The sequence below is a fragment of the Runella sp. R0.1_18 genome (assembly GCF_057652155.1).
This window is the reverse complement of record NZ_JBYFCK010000008.1, coordinates 153,293-171,720: the sequence shown is the minus strand read 5'-3', so window position 1 is coordinate 171,720 and position 18,428 is coordinate 153,293. Positions and strand designations below refer to the sequence as shown.

At 46.5% G+C, this 18,428-nt stretch carries 14 protein-coding genes; 2 read left to right on the top strand and 12 right to left on the bottom strand.

Annotation, left to right across the window (positions count from 1 at the left end; genetic code table 11):
• Positions 1 to 11: 11 nt before the first annotated feature.
• Positions 12 to 1,805: an acyl-CoA dehydrogenase gene (locus AC23P2_RS16020; RefSeq protein ID WP_487774144.1), complete on the bottom strand. Its 1,794-nt coding sequence runs from the start codon at positions 1,803 to 1,805 to the stop codon at positions 12 to 14.
• 258 nt (positions 1,806 to 2,063) lie between these two features.
• Here AC23P2_RS16020 and AC23P2_RS16015 point away from each other — a divergent pair, with 258 nt between their 5' ends.
• Positions 2,064 to 3,056: a glycoside hydrolase family 43 protein gene (locus tag AC23P2_RS16015; RefSeq protein WP_487774143.1), complete on the top strand. Its 993-nt coding sequence runs from the start codon at positions 2,064 to 2,066 to the stop codon at positions 3,054 to 3,056.
• A gap of 56 nt (positions 3,057 to 3,112) precedes the next feature.
• On the opposite strand, the gene AC23P2_RS16010 is transcribed toward AC23P2_RS16015, so the two are convergent.
• The 3 genes from AC23P2_RS16010 to aat form a co-directional block, all read right to left on the bottom strand.
• The gene (locus tag AC23P2_RS16010) at positions 3,113 to 5,266 is read right to left on the bottom strand and encodes a xanthine dehydrogenase family protein molybdopterin-binding subunit (RefSeq protein ID WP_487774142.1); all 2,154 of its coding nucleotides are present in this window, start codon (positions 5,264 to 5,266) and stop codon (positions 3,113 to 3,115) included.
• Positions 5,267 to 5,292: 26 nt separating this feature from the next.
• A complete protein-coding gene (locus AC23P2_RS16005) occupies positions 5,293 to 5,784 on the bottom strand; it encodes a (2Fe-2S)-binding protein (RefSeq protein ID WP_487774141.1) in 492 nt (163 codons plus the stop codon).
• A gap of 142 nt (positions 5,785 to 5,926) precedes the next feature.
• Positions 5,927 to 6,547 carry a leucyl/phenylalanyl-tRNA--protein transferase gene (gene aat, locus AC23P2_RS16000; RefSeq protein ID WP_028523552.1) on the bottom strand — a complete coding sequence of 207 codons (621 nt, stop codon included), beginning with the start codon at positions 6,545 to 6,547 and terminating at the stop codon, positions 5,927 to 5,929.
• 62 nt (positions 6,548 to 6,609) lie between these two features.
• Between aat and AC23P2_RS15995 the strand changes: the two genes are divergently transcribed.
• Positions 6,610 to 7,302 (top strand): SGNH/GDSL hydrolase family protein, encoded by a 693-nt coding sequence (locus AC23P2_RS15995; protein WP_487774140.1) that lies wholly within the window; start codon positions 6,610 to 6,612, stop codon positions 7,300 to 7,302.
• 17 nt (positions 7,303 to 7,319) lie between these two features.
• Here the strand turns inward: AC23P2_RS15995 and AC23P2_RS15990 are convergent, their stop codons facing one another.
• From AC23P2_RS15990 to AC23P2_RS15955, 8 genes are all read right to left on the bottom strand, one after another.
• Entirely contained in the window at positions 7,320 to 8,429 is a 1,110-nt protein-coding gene (locus AC23P2_RS15990; RefSeq protein WP_487774139.1) for a hypothetical protein, read from the bottom strand.
• A gap of 193 nt (positions 8,430 to 8,622) precedes the next feature.
• Positions 8,623 to 9,237 carry an outer membrane beta-barrel protein gene (locus tag AC23P2_RS15985; protein ID WP_487774138.1) on the bottom strand — a complete coding sequence of 205 codons (615 nt, stop codon included), beginning with the start codon at positions 9,235 to 9,237 and terminating at the stop codon, positions 8,623 to 8,625.
• 19 nt (positions 9,238 to 9,256) lie between these two features.
• Positions 9,257 to 11,035: a serine/threonine protein kinase gene (locus AC23P2_RS15980; RefSeq protein ID WP_487774137.1), complete on the bottom strand. Its 1,779-nt coding sequence runs from the start codon at positions 11,033 to 11,035 to the stop codon at positions 9,257 to 9,259.
• 24 nt (positions 11,036 to 11,059) lie between these two features.
• Positions 11,060 to 11,908 carry a Stp1/IreP family PP2C-type Ser/Thr phosphatase gene (locus tag AC23P2_RS15975; RefSeq protein ID WP_487774136.1) on the bottom strand — a complete coding sequence of 283 codons (849 nt, stop codon included), beginning with the start codon at positions 11,906 to 11,908 and terminating at the stop codon, positions 11,060 to 11,062.
• Between the two features lie 14 nt (positions 11,909 to 11,922).
• Positions 11,923 to 12,813, bottom strand: coding sequence for a serine/threonine protein kinase (locus tag AC23P2_RS15970; protein WP_487774135.1), 891 nt, complete (start codon positions 12,811 to 12,813; stop codon positions 11,923 to 11,925).
• A 6-nt stretch (positions 12,814 to 12,819) separates the two neighbouring features.
• Positions 12,820 to 14,496 carry a trypsin-like peptidase domain-containing protein gene (locus tag AC23P2_RS15965; protein WP_487774134.1) on the bottom strand — a complete coding sequence of 559 codons (1,677 nt, stop codon included), beginning with the start codon at positions 14,494 to 14,496 and terminating at the stop codon, positions 12,820 to 12,822.
• A 662-nt stretch (positions 14,497 to 15,158) separates the two neighbouring features.
• Positions 15,159 to 16,943, bottom strand: coding sequence for an ABC transporter ATP-binding protein (locus AC23P2_RS15960; protein WP_487774133.1), 1,785 nt, complete (start codon positions 16,941 to 16,943; stop codon positions 15,159 to 15,161).
• Between the two features lie 5 nt (positions 16,944 to 16,948).
• Positions 16,949 to 18,268: a hypothetical protein gene (locus AC23P2_RS15955; RefSeq protein ID WP_487774132.1), complete on the bottom strand. Its 1,320-nt coding sequence runs from the start codon at positions 18,266 to 18,268 to the stop codon at positions 16,949 to 16,951.
• Positions 18,269 to 18,428 lie beyond the last annotated feature (160 nt).

Sequence of the window (18,428 nt, the reverse complement as noted above, 5' to 3'; positions counted from 1 at the left end):
ATTTTTTTCTTTTAAAGTGCTAACTCTTTTTCAGTTTCAATGGTCAACACTTCAGTATCTTTTAATCGAACCGCCAATCCAAGCGTTTTTGGCACTTCGTAGTGGAAGTAAAACTTCATTGTGTGAATTTTGCTTTCGTAAAATGCCAATTCATCGCCTTCAGGTTGTTGGGTGAGCAGCGCATTTTTGGCCACGACTCCTTGTTTTAGCCACTGCCAAGCTACGGCAATAATCCCAAACATTTCCATAAACAACGTTGCATCCATCAAGTAGCGCTCAATGTCGCCCTGCATGGCATACGGCATCAAGGCCATTGTTACTTCTTGCAAACGCCCCAATTCGGCCTTGAGTTTTTGCGCATAAGGCTTCAATTCCTCGTGGGTTTCGGCTTCAGCAATGGTTTTGGCGACTTCGGCAAACAGCAGTTGCGCAGGTTTTCCACCTTTCATGGTCATTTTACGCCCCAACAAATCTTGTGATTGAATGCCCGTTGTCCCTTCGTAAATAGGCGTAATACGAATATCACGATAGTATTGCTCCAACGGAAAATCTTCCGTAAAGCCGTATCCGCCAAGCACTTGCAATCCATTACTTACTGCCACCAAGCCCATTTCGGTAGGGTAGGTTTTCGCAATTGGCGTCAATAATTCGAGGATGAGGTGGTATTTTTCTTTCTCTTCGGGGTCTTCGCTAGCGTGGGCAATGTCAACACAACGCGCCGTTTCTAGCAACAACGACAACGAACCTTCTACCACGGCTTTTTGCAAAAGCAACATCCGTTTTACATCAGGGTGCTGAATAATCGGAATTTGCGGACTATCCAATACCCCTTTTTCGTTCAAACGGCGGCTTTGTGGGCGTTCTTTGGCGTACTGCACCGAGGCACAATAAGCCGCCGACGCAATCGCCGCGCCTGTCATCCCGACCCCAATACGCGCTTCGTTCATCATCTGAAACATGTACGAGAGCCCTTTGTGTGGCTCACCCACCAGCCAACCATGACAGTCGTCGCGGTCGCCCATGGTAAGGTGCATGGCAGGCACGCCTCGTTGTCCTAATTTATGATATACTCCCGTCGAAGTCACGTCGTTATCAGCGCCATCAAGGCGGAATTTTGGCACTACAAAAAGCGAAATTCCTTTCGTTCCCTTGGGTGCGCCTTCAATACGCGCCAACATCAAGTGAATGATGTTTTCACACTGGTCGTGATCGCCCGCCGAGATAAAGACTTTTTGGCCTTTAATCAAGTAACTTCCATCCTTTTGCGGCGCAGCAGTGGAGGTTATATCAGAAAGCGAGCTACCCGCTTGCGGCTCGGTCAACGCCATCGTTCCTTGCCATTTGCCCGAAAGCATCTTGGCTACGTAGGTTTGTTTTAATTCATCAGTACCAAACGAGTTAATCAACCCCGCTGCTCCTGAGGTCAAGCCCGTGTACATCATTCCGTTGTTGGCAGCCATGACAATAAAGCCTAGGCACGAACTCACCAGCTCGGGCAGTTGTTGACCGCCATCTTCAAACGAAAAACTTGTTCCAATCAAACCCGCTTCGCCCATCGCTTTGAGGTAATCACCCACTTTTGGATGAACCGTCATTTTTCCATTATGCAGTTCGGGGGGATTACGGTCAAGGTCACGCAAATAAGGGTACATCAAATTATCCCCGATTTGGGTCACCGCATCAATCGTCATATCAATCGTTTCGCGGTCGTGAGCGTTGAAATACGGGTATTTGTTGAGCGAGGCGGCGTCGAATACTTCGTGAAGTAAAAAGTTGAGATTACGACGGCTATAGTATTGTGCCATTGGAAGTTAAGTGTTTTGGGTATTATGCAAGCATACGGTTTTGCAAATATAGGAGGAATTTCATTGAAACAAAAAAGGGAGATTATGAACGCCCTAAGACTCACGCTATTTATGTCTTCAATACATATCGTAGAAGTACAGCCACCAGCGGCATCTAGTTTTCTATCAGGCTGGCAGGATAAATATGAAATGCCGTTGAGTAGATAAGTATGTGGCGTTTGGTTTAACAGATAAAATCACTAACTGTAACCCGAAAAAATGAAATCAATTCTTATTTATTTTCTCCTTTTATTCTCCACACTAAAGGCATCAGCACAGACAACGCGAGAGATTTTTTTTGCAGATGTGACCGTCTATGTAGAGGGAGGCAAGTATTACCTTACTGGGTCAAAAAGTGGAAACGATGGCTCCCAAGGATTTTCCATTTTAGAATCAAAAGACCTGAAAACATGGACAGTACCAGCAAAGTCAAAAGATTCTCTGGGGATGATCCTGACCAAAGGTGACCACACCTTCGGCACTAAAGGCTTCTGGGCACCCCAAATATTCAAAGATAAGGGCACTTATTATATGACCTATACGGCCGATGAGCAAACCGTATTGGCAGAATCAAAATCGTTATTGGGTCCCTACAGACAAAAAGAAGTCGAGCCTATTGATGGCGCTGAGAAAAATATCGATTCCTATATTTTCAATGATTCCGACGGCAAATATTATCTCTATTGTGTACGTTTTGATAAAGGAAATTACTTATACGCAGCCGAGTTTGACCTGAAAACCAGAAAGATAAAACCCGAAACCCTGAAAAGATGTTTTGACCAAACCGAGCCTTGGGAGGCAACGCCTAATTTTAAATCGGGTCCCATTATGGAAGGCCCTACGGTTATAAAATTGAAAAATAAATATTACCTGTTTTATTCAGCCAACCATTTCCAGAATATCGATTATGCAATTGGCTATGCCGTGGCTGATTCGCCCTACGGCCCTTGGATAAAATATAAGAATAACCCTATCATTCATCGTTCTATTGTTGGCGAAAACGGCTCTGGACATGGTGACCTGTTTGAAGGACTTGACAAACAACTGTATTATGTTTACCACATTCACAACTCACCAGAAAAAGTAGGCCCACGCAGGACAAGGATTGTCCCCATCGTAAAACAATGGGATGAAAAAGCCAATATTTACACGTTTGGTGTAAAAGGTAAGGAGGTAATTGTACCCACGATTACTACGAGTTTCAGAAACTAAAACGCATCAAAAAGCCCAATGAGTTCATTGGGCTTTTTGATAAATAGGAGATAATATTATACCAACGTATTCAAATCAAAAGGCAATCGACGAATGCGTTTTCCAGTGGCGGCAAAAACGGCATTGGCCAATGCAGGCGCAACTGGTGGCAGCCCTGGTTCGCCCACGCCTCCTGGCTCGGCACCACTTTCCACAATATGAATTTCTACTTTGGGCATTTCGTTCATCCGCATCACTTGGTACTGATGGAAATTCGTATGGTCTGATTGACCATTGGTAAAGGTAATTCCCTTTTTCACCGCCGCCGTAATTCCCATCACGATGTTCCCTTCCGTTTGGGCTTTTACGTTGTCAGGGTTTACGTAATGACCGCAGTCGATTACCGAGACTACTTTTTCGACTTTTACGCCTGTACCTTGTTTTGCTACTGTCACGCAGCACGCACTGATACTTCCAAACGATTTAAAAATCGCAATACCTTTTCCTTGTCCCGCAGGAAGTTTTTCGCCCCAATTGGCTTTTTCGGCCAAGGTTTCTAGTACTTTTTTGAAACGGGCATCACTCATCAGTTCCAAACGAGCTTTTAGGGGGTCTTTGTTAGCCGCATGTGCCAACTCATCGAAAAACCCTTCTTGGCTAAAACCAAAGTTTGACGCATACACCGAACGCCACCACACAATAGGGATTTCGGTAGGAACGTGGGTATAAGAAATTTTAAACGCAGGAATGTTATATTTCTGTTCTTTTTGACTCAACTCGCCACACACCCAATCATCAGGCTTGTTGCTAGGCGCTTTAAATACCTGAAACTGAATCGACTCACCAATCGGGTGGTGGTGGTAAGCCACGATGTTTCCTTTGGCATCGACCCCGCCTTGCATCCGCGCCATCATGCCTGGGCGGTAAGGGCCTTGCGTAATGTCGTCTTCCCGCGTCCAAACCAATTTTACAGGCTTTTTCACGTCTTTTGAAAGAAAACAAGCCTCCAATAAAAAGTCGTGGTAGGCTTTACGTCCAAATGCTCCGCCCAACAGCGCTACGTTGATTTTGATTTGTTCGGGTTTTATTTTCAAGTACCCTGCCAAATCGCGCAATGCCCAGTCAGGGCCTTGAATCGGTGCCCAAACTTCAGCCGTACCGTCGTCTTTGATGTGCGCAATGGCATTTTCGGGCTCCATAGGTGCGTGGGCCAAAAAGGGCGTTTCATAGACAGCCTCTAGTTTTTTGGCAGCCGCTCCAAACGTCGCGGCAAAATCGCCTTCTTCCTCGGCTTTTAACCCTTCTTTGGTCGCAGCTTCGGCACATTTTTTAAAGTAAGCCGCCGTCGTCAATGTTTGTCCTAACGTACCGTTATCCCACTGTACTTTTACTACTTTTTTGGCCGAAAGCGCCGCCCAATAATTATCGGCAATAATCGCCACGGCTTCCGAAGTGCGGTGCGGCATCGGGCGCTCACATTTGAGCACTTTTTGTACCCCTTTGATTTTCAACGCTTCCGAGTCGTCGATAGATACCACTTTTCCGTGAATCATCGGACTGTGAAGCATAACGGCGTACACCATCCCTGGCACTTCTACGTCGATACCATACACGGCTTTTCCCGTTACCCGATCAGGCACGTCCAGACGGGGAGCATATTTCCCAATGATTTTAAAATCTTTGGGGTCTTTCAATTTGGGATTTTTCGGGATTTCAAGTTTTGACGCATCGTCGGCTACTTCGCCGTAGGTCAATGATTTTCCGCTTGGACGGTGAATTACCTTTGCTTTTTCGGCATAACATTCACTTTCAGGAACGCTCCAGCGCTGGGCAGCGGCTTTGATAAGCATTTCTTTGGCTGCCGCTCCTGCTTGACGAATCGGCGTCCATAAAGCGCGTACGCTACTACTTCCACCCGACGTTTGGTCGCCGTATTTCCCTTTTCCGTCCGACTGCGCAATGGTTACTTGGTCGAGGCTTACTTCTAGTTCTTCGGCCAACAGCGACGGAACCGCCTGCGTAGAGCCTTGCCCCATGTCGGGACGCGGGTTGATGAGGGTGATTTGGCCCGTAGGTTGTATTACAATAAAGGGATTTATCTCAAGAGCGAGGGAAAGCGGGTCGGGACTCATGTTCACGACAGCATTGCCTTTCGCAAAACTCGATACCCCCAGCACAAAACTCGCCGACGAAAGTCCGAGGGTTTTTAGGAATGTTCTTCTATTACTCATGTCTTTTTTTGCGTTTTGAGAATGGATTACTTACCTCCCGACATTTCGCCTTTGGGTGATTTGGACTTTGCCGCTGTGTGAATCGCTTTACGAATGCGGTCGTAGGTGCCGCACCGACAAATGTGGCCTTGCATGGCACTGGTAATGTCGGCATCAGTTGGCGTCGGTTTGTCTTTCAATAACGCCGCAGCGGCCATAATTTGCCCCGATTGGCAATAGCCACATTGCGGCACTTGCTCGTCAATCCATGCCTGCTGAACAGGGTGAAGTTTTTCTTCGGTACTAATGCCTTCGATGGTCGTGATTTTGCTTCCTACCACTGACTGCACTGGCAACACACAGGAGCGAGTTGGGTGGCCGTTCATGTGAACAGTGCAGGCGCCACACTGTGCCATTCCGCACCCAAATTTTGTTCCTTTCAATCCAACAACATCGCGAATGGCCCACAAAAGTGGCATTTTAGGGTCGATATCAAGGTCGTGTTTTTTTCCATTGATATCTAAAGTGATAGCTGCCATAGAAGATAAAATAGCTTTGTTTTTTAAGTAAAGTTTAGGATAAAAACAATCAAAACCAAGCGCCCCGACCGAAGATACATTTTTGCGACCTCATCCTACACAAACGAAGGATGAATCGACAAAATTGGAAAAGCGAATTTTCTTACAATGAAGTAAACAAATGAGCTACTGAATCATCGGTAAAACGCGCTTTTTGGGCAATACCACGTTTTAAAAGTCGAACATATTCTGACTTCGGAATCTCAATCGCCCCAAACCTACGTACATTGTCATTGATGAATTGGGTATCGAGCAATTCATAGTTTTGACGACGAAGGGTTTCAATCAAGTAATGAAACGCGACTTTAGAAGCATTACTAACCGTATGAAACATGGATTCTCCAAAGAAAACCGCCCCAATAGCCACCCCATACAACCCTCCTACGAGTTCGTTGTCAACGTAGGTTTCAACACTATGGGCAAACCCAAGTCGGTGCAGTTCGGTATAGGCATCAATGATTTCTTCCGAGATCCAGGTGTTTTCTTCGTCTGGGCGCGGCGCGGCGCATCCCCGCATGACACCCTCAAAATCGGCATTGATGCGTATTTCAAACGTGCCTTTGTTGAGAACGGGCCGCAATGACTTGGCAGGTTTGTACGTATCCAACGGAATAATAGCCCGAGGGTCGGGAGAATACCAATACAATGTACCATCGGAATCTGCCATCGGAAATATACCATTCATATATCCGTAAATAAGATCGTCGGCAGAAAGTAAAGACATATAATTATTGAAGGTGGTTACAAACAAAAATAGTATCCAACGCGTTGAAAAACAAAAAAACCATGAAGTGGATTTATAGTATATTGTTGCTCATTTCAGCTTGTTCTGCTCAAAATACGTCCTCTATGACACCCGAAACCCCTATTAATCAGGGCGAATACCGCTACCTTTCCCTTGGAGATTCATATACGATTGGAGAGCGCGTTGCCGAAAATGAACGATGGAGTGTTCAATTGAGCGAAATGCTCCGCCAAGAGGGGGTAAAAATTGGTACACCCGAAATCATTGCCCGTACGGGCTGGACGACGGCCGAATTGGCGGAAGGCATTAAAAATAAGAACCCCAAAGGACCGTATAATTTGGTGTCGTTGCTGATTGGGGTAAATAACCAATACCGTGGCCAAAGTTTGGAACGTTACCGAACTGAGTTACAAGATTTGCTTCAACAGGCGATTGGGTTTGCGGGGGGAAATATCCAGCGTGTTTTTATGCTTTCGACACCCGACTGGGGCGTGACGCCCTTTGCCCGTGGCTCAGACACCAAAAAAATCGCGTCAGAAATTGACGCGTTTAATGAAGTGGCCCAGCAAGAATGTGAAAAACTAGGAATTGCCTTTATTGACATTACAACCCTCTCAAGAACTGCCCAAAATGATGCGTCTTTAATTACCTATGACCAGTTGCATTTTTCGGGAAAAATGTACCGTCAGTGGGCCGAAAAAGCACTACCAACGGTACGTAGGTTACTCAAATAATCAAACGCCAGCTATTCTTACTCAAAATGGCGCATTGTCATTTTTTGTCGGTTGAGGTCTTCACGAAGCACCTTGGCTTGACGAACAAACATGTCGCCATCGCTGGTATCAAACCCATTCTGAATCAAGCCAATGGCTTCTTTTTCGCTATCGTCTGGGCGGTCGAGTAGATAGTATAATTTTGCCAAGTTATAATAAGCCGAATAGCGCATTTTTTGTTCGCGCTTGTCGCTGCCCTTGTACTTTAACTTCAGCTCTTCAAAATAAGACATCACTGGCCCCAAGTTTTTTTCCAACACCTTAATATTGCGAAATGCCGACATCTCGGTCATCAGTTGTTTTACGGCTTTGATGGCTTCTTGCTGGATAGGGTATTCTGGGTGGCTTTTTGAATCCAAAATCCACAAGTGGTCGCGGCCTTTCGATTCGTCAAACCCGTACAAATCAGATAATTGCTGATTGATGGTCGAGATAGTACGATTGACCCATTCTCTAGTAATTTCCTCCCGAATCAACACTTGGTTGTCGCGGTAATAATCACGAACATCCATTGAGTTCTTAAATTCACTCGTTTTATACGTTTGACTATATGAACCCGTTGAACCAGACATTACCTTAAACGACTCATTAGAGACGTTGGCTTGTTGTAAAAAGCGATTTTTTTCCATCTCCTTCGCTTGTGCCTCAGCTTGCTTTTGCGTAGGTGTGCGCGGCCCCATAATGGCATAATTACCGTCTGAGCTATATTTTACTTCCGCCCAATAAAAAATCTTGCGTTCGGTTACTCGGCCATCTTTGTCTTTTTTCTCCTCTACCCGTTCTTTGATTTCGTACCCCAAAATCTTGAAGCTATTAAACTGTACTTCCACGCCTACCGTTGGATTTTGCCCTACTTTATCAAACCCACCCACGCGAATCCGGTCATAGATTTGATTAACATCCGTTACAATCCCAAGGCTTTTGGAAGTCTCCACTCGCACCCCAAAAGTGCGCTTGGCAGGATCGATGTATTCTTTCGGGAGTTTTAGATAACTGTAGTCAAAAGAAAAGCGGTCTAAATCCACCTTTTGAGCAAAAGAGCTTATACTTAAAAATACGACACAGGCCCCAAATAAGATATGTTTCATAAGTAGTCTAGATAGTGTTAGAGACGCAATTTATTAAAAATGGCAATGTAAAACCATAAAAAAAGGTTCTGTACGATTTGTCGGGAATATCCCTTCATTTCCTACAGAACCCCTTAAATTATAAAATAAAGTAGGGCAATTTGAACTTCTCACGTATTTTTAGACGAGCGCTGAAAGGCGAGGTCACAAAATCCTAATTGAAAAAAAAGTTGATACCTAGCGAAAATTGGAGCGTTCGGACATCGGGTCGGTCTTGAATACCACGGCTATCTATTTGAAAAGAGTTAAATTTCCCAAATGTGCCTGTAGCGTTAGCGTGCAAAGCCAAGTTAGAGGACAAAAAATAATTTATCCCTGTCCCCAATGCCAACGAAGATCCTTTGAGCCGATATTCAACTAAATCGCCATTGAACAAAACAGGGTTGATGAGCAAATTCACCCCTGCCACTCCTCCTTCGACGTAGGGACGTAACCGCTGAAGTGTACCGCCAAAATGCACCCTAATTCCTGCCCCTAATGAAGAAATGCGGTAGGTATCCCAATCGTTTTTAATGGCAAATGTTTTGGCATTGTACTGCGCAAATACCTCAAAGCGCTGATTCAGTCCATAGCCCAAGCGAACTCCACCTCCCACTCCTATTGGTTCTAATTCGTCTAAATTAAGGAAATAGCTCGACGACCAATTTCCAACTCCTGCCTGAACCCCAATGTTAAACCCTTCGGTGTTAGATTGAATATCTTGTGCTTTTACGCTTATGGCATACCCTAAAAAGCCCATCACCACTACAAGTAATTTTTTCCGTATCATGAGTAAATGTTGTTTAAAGTTAGAGTGTCAGCGTGCTGCGAGCCACGCGAAGATTATTGACTCGACGACCTCGTTGAAATACAACTTGATCGCTTGATTTATCGCTATATTCAGGAAATTTGACAGGTAACCACTGCCCATTGACGGCCTCTACGGCTTCAAAACGAAGCGATAAGAGGGCCTTTTGGGAATTGCTCGACGAGCGCGCATCCTGCACAATAGCCCGCACCCGTGCCCCCGCTTGCACCACCGTTACGCCATCAACCGAAATCTCCGAAACCGTTTGCAGCCAAACCGTTTGTCCTTCCGACGCTTCTGAAGTCACCGTTTGCGCAAACGCTACCGAAAATGACTCATTTCTTACCTCCACCGTTACGTTTCGTTTGGAAGGTTCTTTTTTCACAATGGGTTCTTCTTTTTGTACGGGCTTAGGCTCATCTTTGGGCGCAACGGCAACGGGGGCTTCTTCGCGAGGCTTCTCTTGGACAGGCGTCTTGGGCGGCTCTTTTTTACGAACAGGTTTCTGCGTTTTGGGCTCGGTAGGTTCCGGTTCAATTTGCTTTGGTGCGGGCGGCAATGAAACTACGGGCGAAGTTGTGGAAGGGGTTCTTATAATTTGTCGGTTGTCAGCAGCCACGTTTGTCGAATCAGGCACTATTTCTTTGACCGTAGGCGAAATGCCTGAAGGTAATTTAGAATGTGTGGTCGTATCTTGGGCTACTTGTGCTGTTGGTGTTGGGTCGGTATTGACAAACCAAAAGCCAATGATACCGAGCGCTATCACAATCGCCCCTAGCAAAATCAAACCTTCCAAACTCAGGAGTTGAGACCGTAGTTTTGAGGTTGTTTTGGGAATGGTGTCGGAGGTAGATGACGCCAACCGCGTCGGCCCTACCTGTGGTTTATGAGGTTGGGCATTGGCCAATTTCGTTGCAGGTAGGGTTTTTCCCGATTTTTCCTCCACCGTTTGCAATACAATCGGCCCCGCCGACACCACCGACAACAACGCATATTTCAAGTCAGAGGCTTTGTCGAAGCGTTTTTCGGGCTTTTTTTGGAGTAATTTATCCAAAATCTCTTCGACTGACCTTGGCAAATCCACAATCCGATTTCGGATGGGAATTGGCTTTTTGGTCAAAATTGGGGTAATGAGTGTGGACTCAGTCGTAGGCTCAAAGGGCATTTTCCCCGAAAGCATTTCGTACATCAATACTCCCATGGCGTACAAATCGGACTGCACCGAAGGCTCGGCTCCGTTGAGCAGTTCGGGGGCCATGTACTCAAGCGTTCCTACCACTCGGTCTGCCCGAGTTAATCGCTGGCTGCCCACCAATCGCGCAATGCCAAAATCCATCAACTTCACCCCGCCTTCGTGCGTTAACATCAAATTGGCGGGCTTAATGTCGCGGTGTAAAATGCCTTTGTTGTGCGCGTGTTGCAAGCCATCTAACGCTTGCACAATGATTCGGAAGGTGGTTTCTAACGACAATTTCCCGTGTTTAGTCAGCAGTCGCTCAATCGTAAAACCATCCACTAACTCCATCACCATGAGGTTATCGGTGCGGTCGTGCAGCAGGTTATAAAGCGTAGCTACATTCGGGTGATTCAACTGCGCCGACAACACCGCCTCGTTCCGAAAACGCTCCATAAACGTCGAATCCTTGAGCAAGTGTGGATGGAGCATTTTGATGGCCACTGGGCGACGAAGGAGCGTATCCGTTCCTCGATACACCGTCCCCATCCCCCCCTCTCCGAGGAGTTCTTCGACGTGGTAGTTCTGAATCGTGCGCCCAATCATAGTTGTAATTCTTTACGTAAACGTCTATCCATTGATTTCTTCCGTAGGTCGCACCGACTGAAACGACTCTGCATTCATACGCTCAACCAGCAATACGGTGATATTATCGTGGCCGCCTCGTTGTTTGGCCAATTCGACCAGCTGGTGCGCCGCCTCATTGAGCAGGGGAATCATGAGTAATTGCGCAATTTCGTCGTTGTTGAGGTAGTCATACAGTCCATCCGTACAAAGTAGCAAACGGTCATCATTTTCAAATAATTGGGGCAACGCTTGTACGTCAATCTCCACCTTATTGTGCGTCCCCATTGCTCTCGTAAGTACATTACGTTCGGGATGTTTTTCGGCTTCGGCCCTTGTTATGATTCCTTGTTCGACCAGCGACTGAACGTAGGTATGGTCGCTGGAAAGCGGCAATAATTGTCCATTTTTTAGGATATACGCCCGACTATCGCCCACGTGGGCCAAAAACAATTGGCCTTCACATACTGCAATCGTCGTACAAGTTGTACCCATGCCTCGGTAGCGCGTATTTTTGCTTGCCGTCTGCCAAATCGCCCGATTCGCTTTGGTCAACGCAAAAAACAAACTCTCTTCGGGCGATTCTTCGCGTTGATAGTAAGTTTTTGCGACGGTTTCTACTGCCAATTGGGAGGCTATTTCACCCGCAGCGTGCCCACCCATGCCGTCGGCAACGATGGCCAAAAAGCCTTTGGTCGTCCGAATGAGTGCCGTGGCAGGACGGACAAAACGCGCGGCATCTTCATTGTTAGTCCGAACACAGCCCACATCCGACACCACTACTGCGCGCAAGTCCACCGAGTTGGAGGAAATTGCTTCCGCTGTTTTGCCCGATAACCATTTTTTCCAAAACATAACTTTATAGGGAGTTATCCATTTTTAAACCAGCGCTTTACGGGAAGTTTATCCACAAATTCGGCTAAGTTATCCACCCATTCCCCCAAACCAAACCCACTTTCATTATGAGTATTTTGCAATTCATGAATCAGGGCTTCGGCATTCATGCGACTGGTAGGGCTCACCCGCAGTAGCTTACTGATCAATCGCTTGCTTCGTTTCGAAATCTGGGGAGCCAGCAAATCGGGTTCGGTATATTGGCCTTTTTCGATTTTCACCCGAATTTCGGTTTCGGTACGGCCATTGAAAGGCAAATAGCCCGTCAACATTTCGTAGAATAACACGCCCAGCGCCCAGCAGTCGGAATGGATACTCACTCGCCCCTGAAACTGCTCGGGAGCCATGTAATGCGCCGTTCCGACGATATAGCCTTCTTGCGTCAATTTGGGCGTATAGGCCGATTTGGCGATGCCGAAATCAAGAAGTTTGGCAAAACTATCTTTGTTGACCTTCACGTTTCCTGGTTTTAAATCGCGGTGAATAATGCCTTTTTCGTGCAAATGAGCCACCGCTGAAGCTACCTGTGCTATTACTTTCCACACAAACGACTCAGGGAGCCGTCCTTGCCGCTTGATGAGCTTTTCGAGCGTGATTCCCTCCACATATTCCATGATAATGCACGGCGTACTGTCTTCGATCACATACTCATACAGCGCGGCAATGTGTGGGTGTTGGACGGAGGCTTGGATGTAGGCTTCGTTCCGAAAACGAGCCGCTTGGTCAGCGCGGTACAGTACTTTGACGGCAGCCGTTCGGTGCGTCATTTGATGCTGGGCCATATAAACCTCCCCCATCCCTCCCGCTCCCAACCATTGCGTCAGTTGGTAGCCTCGAATTGTTCGATGTATCAATGGCTCTTGCATCGCGTGTTAGTTGATTACTTTGGTGTTTCCCATCAATTCCAGTCCGTAGCGAATCGGTACGGCAAACGTGATACGAGTAGCATCGGCTCGACTAGTACTGGCCGTAAAAATCCCGATTACATTTCCGTCTTTATCAAACACAGGCCCTCCGCTATTTCCTGCCCCCGTCGCATTCACAGTCAGCTGATAATAGTCCCCAAAGGTGCTGTAATAGCCTACCACACCGCTTTCTTTAGATGTATTGGTCGTTCCACGAATGACTTTCCCAACACTTCCATCCGTTACCGTTGGATCGGGAACTGTCACCACTTGCGTATTTCGGTTGGCAAAATCATTGCCAGCGGTAGCGACCACCACGCTCGGAGAAATGCCTGGGTAACCCATCGTCACTACTTTTTGGCCTGGGGCAATCGTCGCATCCGCATCTTTCATAGCTACGGCTTGCATTTCAGAAGGCAAATCAATCTTAATCATTGCCACATCATGCTTGTTGGAAACACGCACCACTTTAGCAGGTGTACGCTGGTCGTTTTTGGCAAACGTTACATCAATATACGTATTCGTTCCGTCGATGATTTTTCCTGAAACAGGCTTCTGACCAAACAATTTCGTCTCAGCAGGTATCCAGCGGATATTTTGACCCATTTCAGGAGTAATAATGCCTGCTATCTCCATTTTCCCGCCTTGGAAACGGTATAATACGCCAGGAAAAGCATCTTCGGGGAAGCTATAATACGAATGCCAACTAGCAGCTACATGGCGATTGGTGAGGATATAGCCTTCTTTTGACACCACAAACCCCGAACCACTTCCTTGCAAAGCAATGGGCTGTCCGTTAGGCGTATTTTTCTTTAAATCGAGCAATGGTTCGATTTGACCATCGACTTCTACATAGACAGGAATGGGGCGGTCGATGCCCTTGTAGGTTTCGTAACGGTGGTAAATATCGTCGCCCGTAGGTGCGTGTACCAATTTCGAACTAAACTCGATGAAGACGACTTTATCGGTATTGGCTTTGGCAATCGCCTCGGGGTCAAAGGCTTCTTTGACTACATTGGTGACGTTGGTAACAAGCGTTGTGTCGCTTTTAACCACGTTGGTCACTTGCGGGGCAATTTTATCTTTAAAAGCAAAAAAGGCCGCACCCGCTACAATCACCAACCCCGCCACCGAAGCGACCAACGTGCGTTGCGATTTTTGGCGCTCATGCGTGATGACGCGTTCAAACGTTTGCTTACCGATGCCTGATTTTTCGGGAGTAGCCGCTGCTACTTCGGCGGGAACAAATTCGCTCGTGGGTTTTACCACTTCTACAAAACGTGTGGCGGGCATTAGTTCGGCAGGGCGAGGATCTACGTCAAACAAAAACACGGGGCCGTTGCTTCCCAATTGCACTTCGTCACCAGGTTGAATCGGCGTGCTGCCTTTCACTCGTATTTTATTGACAAAAATACCATTGCGACTATTGTTGTCAATCAAGGTAAAGGCCAACGGGCCGTCTTTCACAATTTTTCCATGTTCACGGCTCACTACGGTGTCAATTTCGGGGTCAAACTGCACGTCGCTATCGCCCGAGCGGCCTAACGTAAGTTCGTTGTGTCGGCTAAAGTCAAATTCTTCGATTTGGTTAGCTTTTGCACCAACAAGGTGACGAATGACAAAATTTTTAATAGAAGGGTTCATTGCGGTATTTTTTTAACTGTTTGAATGTTAGTTTCTGTTTTTGGGCGCGAAAGCTTTTTGCTTATTTCTTCCTTGCTTTTGAGTGATACAAAGTTCCCCCAAAAGCCGACGCCAGTAAATCCGGAAACTCCTACATTCTTTTTTAGGAAAACCTGTATTTTGGGGTATAGGAAAACCTATATGCTTTCATTTTTGGTCTGACCGAAGCCTGAGTCAGACGATAGTCAGACTCACCTCTTTCCAAAACTGTTATATTATTTGCCCACAACAAGTCTGGTCTGACTGTCGTCTGACCGAAGCCTGAGTCAGACGATAGTCAGACTCATCTCTTTCCAAAACTGTTATATTATTTGCCCACAACAAGTTCGGTCTGACTATCGTCTGACCGAAGCCTGAGTCAGACGATAGTCAGACTCACCTCTTTCCAAAACTGTTATATTCTTTACCCACAACAAATCTGGTCTGACTGTCGTCTGACCGAAGCCTGAGTCAGACGATAGTCAGACTCACCTCTTTCCAAAACTGTTATATTATTTGCCCACAACAAGTCTGGTCTGACTGTCGTCTGACCAAAGCCTGAGTCAGACGATAGTCAGACTCACCTCTTTCCAAAACTGTTATATTATTTGCCCACAACAAGTCTGGTCTGACTGTCGTCTGACCTATTGGGGCAAGACCGTAGCGGCCAAGCGACCAATGTTGAGCGTGCGGGCGTTGGAGTCAATAATGTCGCGGTAGAGCCCGCCTTCGGCGTACAAGCTTTCGTGGTTTCCGCTGCCGATGATTTCGCCATCTTGCATCACATAAATCTGGTCGGCATCCATAATTTGGCTGATATTGTGCGAAATAATCAGCACTGTTCGGTCTTTTTTAATGGCATCAATGCTGTCCTTGATTTGCTCGGCAGTAATCGCATCCAAACTGGCCGTAGGTTCATCGAGAAAAATAACAGGCGGGTTTTTGAGAAATAAACGCGCAATGGCAATCCGTTGCTGCTGCCCTCCCGACAGTGCTTTGGCTTCCGATTGATAACCCTTGGGAAGTTGTAAAATCTGCTCGTGCAGCGATGCTTTTTTAGCAGCCTCTATAATTTCTTCGCCTGTCGCTTCCAGTTTTCCGTAGCGGATATTTTCCTCCACTGTTCCCGAAAAAATGTGGTTTTTCTGCATCACCAATCCTACATTTTGCCGTATCCAATGCTGGTCGTAGTCGGCCAGTCGTTTGCCATCGAGCAGCACTTGCCCAGCCGTCGGGCCATAAAACCCCGTCAGGACGTTCATGGCCGAACTTTTCCCCGCCCCCGACAATCCCACCAAGGCCGTCGTTTTCCCTGATTCGATTTTTAGGGTAATGTTCTTGAGGGCTTGTTTGCCATTGGGATACACAAAATCAACCGCTTTCATCTCAAACGTGCCTTGCATTTTTTGTCCTTTTACGCCTCCCTCCGCGACGAGGTAGGTATCGTTTTCTATCATATCAAAAAAGCCTTCGGCGTAGGTAAGTGCTTCGCTATACTCGTCATAGATACGGTGTAGATGCCGCACAGGGGCAGATACGTTGTTGAACAACATGATGTGCAACAAAATCGCCCCGACGGTCATTTGTTGGTTCAACACAAAATAAATCGTCACCACAAATACCATAATAATCCCCAATTGCTCCGCGATACTTTTAAGGCCATCAAAAAGGTAATTGGTACGGTGGTGCTTTACTTCACTGTCCGATAAAAACTGCGTAAGCGTCTGCTGGCGACTGGCTTCGTAGCTTTCGCGTACAAATGATTTTACCACAAAAATGGATTCAATCAGGCTAAAAAGGGTATTGGCTTTCTCTTCCCGAAAGTGCTGAATGCTGTGTCGAATGGACTTTTGCCGCCGCGATTGCTCACGGCTAATAAGGGCATACAAAGGCATGACAAGGGTAGCGCACACGCCCACCCAAACGTTTTTTTTGTACATCAATGCCAACGCCAATGCGGCATTGGCAAACATCGGCACAATGTCCACAAAAATATTTTTGACGGTTTTGGTCAGGCTTTCAATGCCTTTGTCGATGCGTTTTTCGAGTTTTCCAATGGCGTTTTGGGACAAGGCAAAAAAAGACAAATGGTACGCCACAATGCGTCGAATGGTATAGTTGTGTAAATCAGCCGCCAAACGAAACCGCAGGCGGTCGCTCAAGAATTTTTGCCCTAGCTGAATCAACAAACTCAGGATTTCTTTGCTCAACAAAATCAACACCAACCACCCCACCACTGTCCACGCATTCAATCCCTGCGTTTTATCACGCAGCATTTGTTGCACTCGATTGACGGTGTATTCCATCACGAGGGGCGTCACTTGCGCCAACAGCGCCCCAATGGAAGTCAACACCAACGCCCCAATGAGGCTTTGGCGGTATTTTTGGACAAACGGCCAAAGTTTTTTTATCAACGTACCTGTGGACATAGAGCTTAGATTTTGCGCATAAACTCGCGGGTATTGAGGGCTGCGTCGGATTCATAATCGTAGAATAATTCAACCATCGACGACACAATGTGCGGGTCGTCGGTCAGGAAAGCCGTAAGTTTCGACGGGCGGCCGCTGGAGTTGGAGCCACTGCCCAAAATACACACGCACAACGTTTTCTGAATACCAGGTTTGTTGTCGTTGGGTGTACTAATAAATAGCTGTATGGGTAAGGTTTTGTTCACTTTTGTCACCCGAACGCCCAAGTCTTGCATTTCGCGCATGGCTTGGGCGTGGTCGTTGTACAATTGCCGAATCAGGATTGATTGGGCATCGCCATTCTCCTGCCCATTGGTGGCAATCATAAACCGATTGTGGTGCGGCACGGCTTCGTTTACTGCCAGAGGTGAATTACTCCCGCTTCGGTAGGTTTCTACCGATACGTGTTCGTTGAATATTTTACCCAAATACTTCAAAAACGCATGGCTTGCGCCTTCGTTCTGGTCGTTGAGTGTCACAAATTCCACGCGAGCATCGCTGCCTATTTTCTGAAGATAAATGGCCGTTTCTTTGAGTTTATTTTCTACATCCGAACAATCCCGCAGCAAGCTTTCGGCTTTGCGCGCATAATCAAACTGCGTAGCGTGGCGAAGTTCGTGGGGCTTCAAATCGGCATGTTTGGCGACCAAGTCCATTCTAAACGGTGAAATTGCTTCGATGCGGGCTGTATTTGATAACACAAGCAGGTTATTCCCTTGGGCTTTGGACAACTCCACGACTTTGTCAATACCTTCGAGTACATCTTTGGTACCTTCCATCAGCTGCACCTTTTCGTTGACCTTCCCACTTACTTCTACCATAATGGAGTTAAGCGATTTTGTCGCCTGAACAAGCAAACTCGTCTGGGTCTTGAGGTGATCCATTTCTTGTTGGTTGGTTCGCTCTTTTTGGCGATTTAGCTTTTCGGTCGTGACGGTCAGGTACAAACCAATAAAAATCCCGACTATCCCCCCAACCAAACCCGCAATGTCTAACTCGCGAATGTACTTATCAATACCTGGGCCAAAATACGCCCTTCCATCCGACCACCTTCCACCCTGAATTTGGTAGTCGGTCAGGTAATGAGTGGTATCCGTAAAAATATAATACCATTTGTACCCTAGCGAAATCAATAAAATCACAAAAGGAATCAGAAAAAACACCGTAAACAACACGGGGTGCTTTTTGGTGATGTCAAACAATACGCTAAAAAAGCCTTCGTCTTGCACTTCTACGTCCGTGTGTTTGGGGTTTGGTTCGGACAAATGCGGTGTATTAGGATTCATGAGTAAAAAGGTTGACGATTGAACACAACAAAGGTCTTTCAAAATCTTCCCCTCGTAAATCCAGAAACACCTACATTTCGGGTATAGGAAAACCTGTATTTTTGGTATTTGCGCTTGTGCCAGATACTCTTTTATCGTTAATTTTCACCAAGTTCTCCAA

Excerpts from the sequence above, each read along its gene's own strand:
- AC23P2_RS16020 (WP_487774144.1), bottom strand. The coding sequence starts at position 1,805 with ATGGCACAATACTATAGCCGTCGTAATCTCAACTTTTTACTTCACGAA.
- AC23P2_RS16015 (WP_487774143.1), top strand. The coding sequence starts at position 2,064 with ATGAAATCAATTCTTATTTATTTTCTCCTTTTATTCTCCACACTAAAG.
- AC23P2_RS16010 (WP_487774142.1), bottom strand. The coding sequence starts at position 5,266 with ATGAGTAATAGAAGAACATTCCTAAAAACCCTCGGACTTTCGTCGGCG.
- AC23P2_RS16005 (WP_487774141.1), bottom strand. The coding sequence starts at position 5,784 with ATGGCAGCTATCACTTTAGATATCAATGGAAAAAAACACGACCTTGAT.
- aat (WP_028523552.1), bottom strand. The coding sequence starts at position 6,547 with ATGTCTTTACTTTCTGCCGACGATCTTATTTACGGATATATGAATGGT.
- AC23P2_RS15995 (WP_487774140.1), top strand. The coding sequence starts at position 6,610 with ATGAAGTGGATTTATAGTATATTGTTGCTCATTTCAGCTTGTTCTGCT.
- AC23P2_RS15990 (WP_487774139.1), bottom strand. The coding sequence starts at position 8,429 with ATGAAACATATCTTATTTGGGGCCTGTGTCGTATTTTTAAGTATAAGC.
- AC23P2_RS15985 (WP_487774138.1), bottom strand. The coding sequence starts at position 9,237 with ATGATACGGAAAAAATTACTTGTAGTGGTGATGGGCTTTTTAGGGTAT.
- AC23P2_RS15980 (WP_487774137.1), bottom strand. The coding sequence starts at position 11,035 with ATGATTGGGCGCACGATTCAGAACTACCACGTCGAAGAACTCCTCGGA.
- AC23P2_RS15975 (WP_487774136.1), bottom strand. The coding sequence starts at position 11,908 with ATGTTTTGGAAAAAATGGTTATCGGGCAAAACAGCGGAAGCAATTTCC.
- AC23P2_RS15970 (WP_487774135.1), bottom strand. The coding sequence starts at position 12,813 with ATGCAAGAGCCATTGATACATCGAACAATTCGAGGCTACCAACTGACG.
- AC23P2_RS15965 (WP_487774134.1), bottom strand. The coding sequence starts at position 14,496 with ATGAACCCTTCTATTAAAAATTTTGTCATTCGTCACCTTGTTGGTGCA.
- AC23P2_RS15960 (WP_487774133.1), bottom strand. The coding sequence starts at position 16,943 with ATGTCCACAGGTACGTTGATAAAAAAACTTTGGCCGTTTGTCCAAAAA.
- AC23P2_RS15955 (WP_487774132.1), bottom strand. The coding sequence starts at position 18,268 with ATGAATCCTAATACACCGCATTTGTCCGAACCAAACCCCAAACACACG.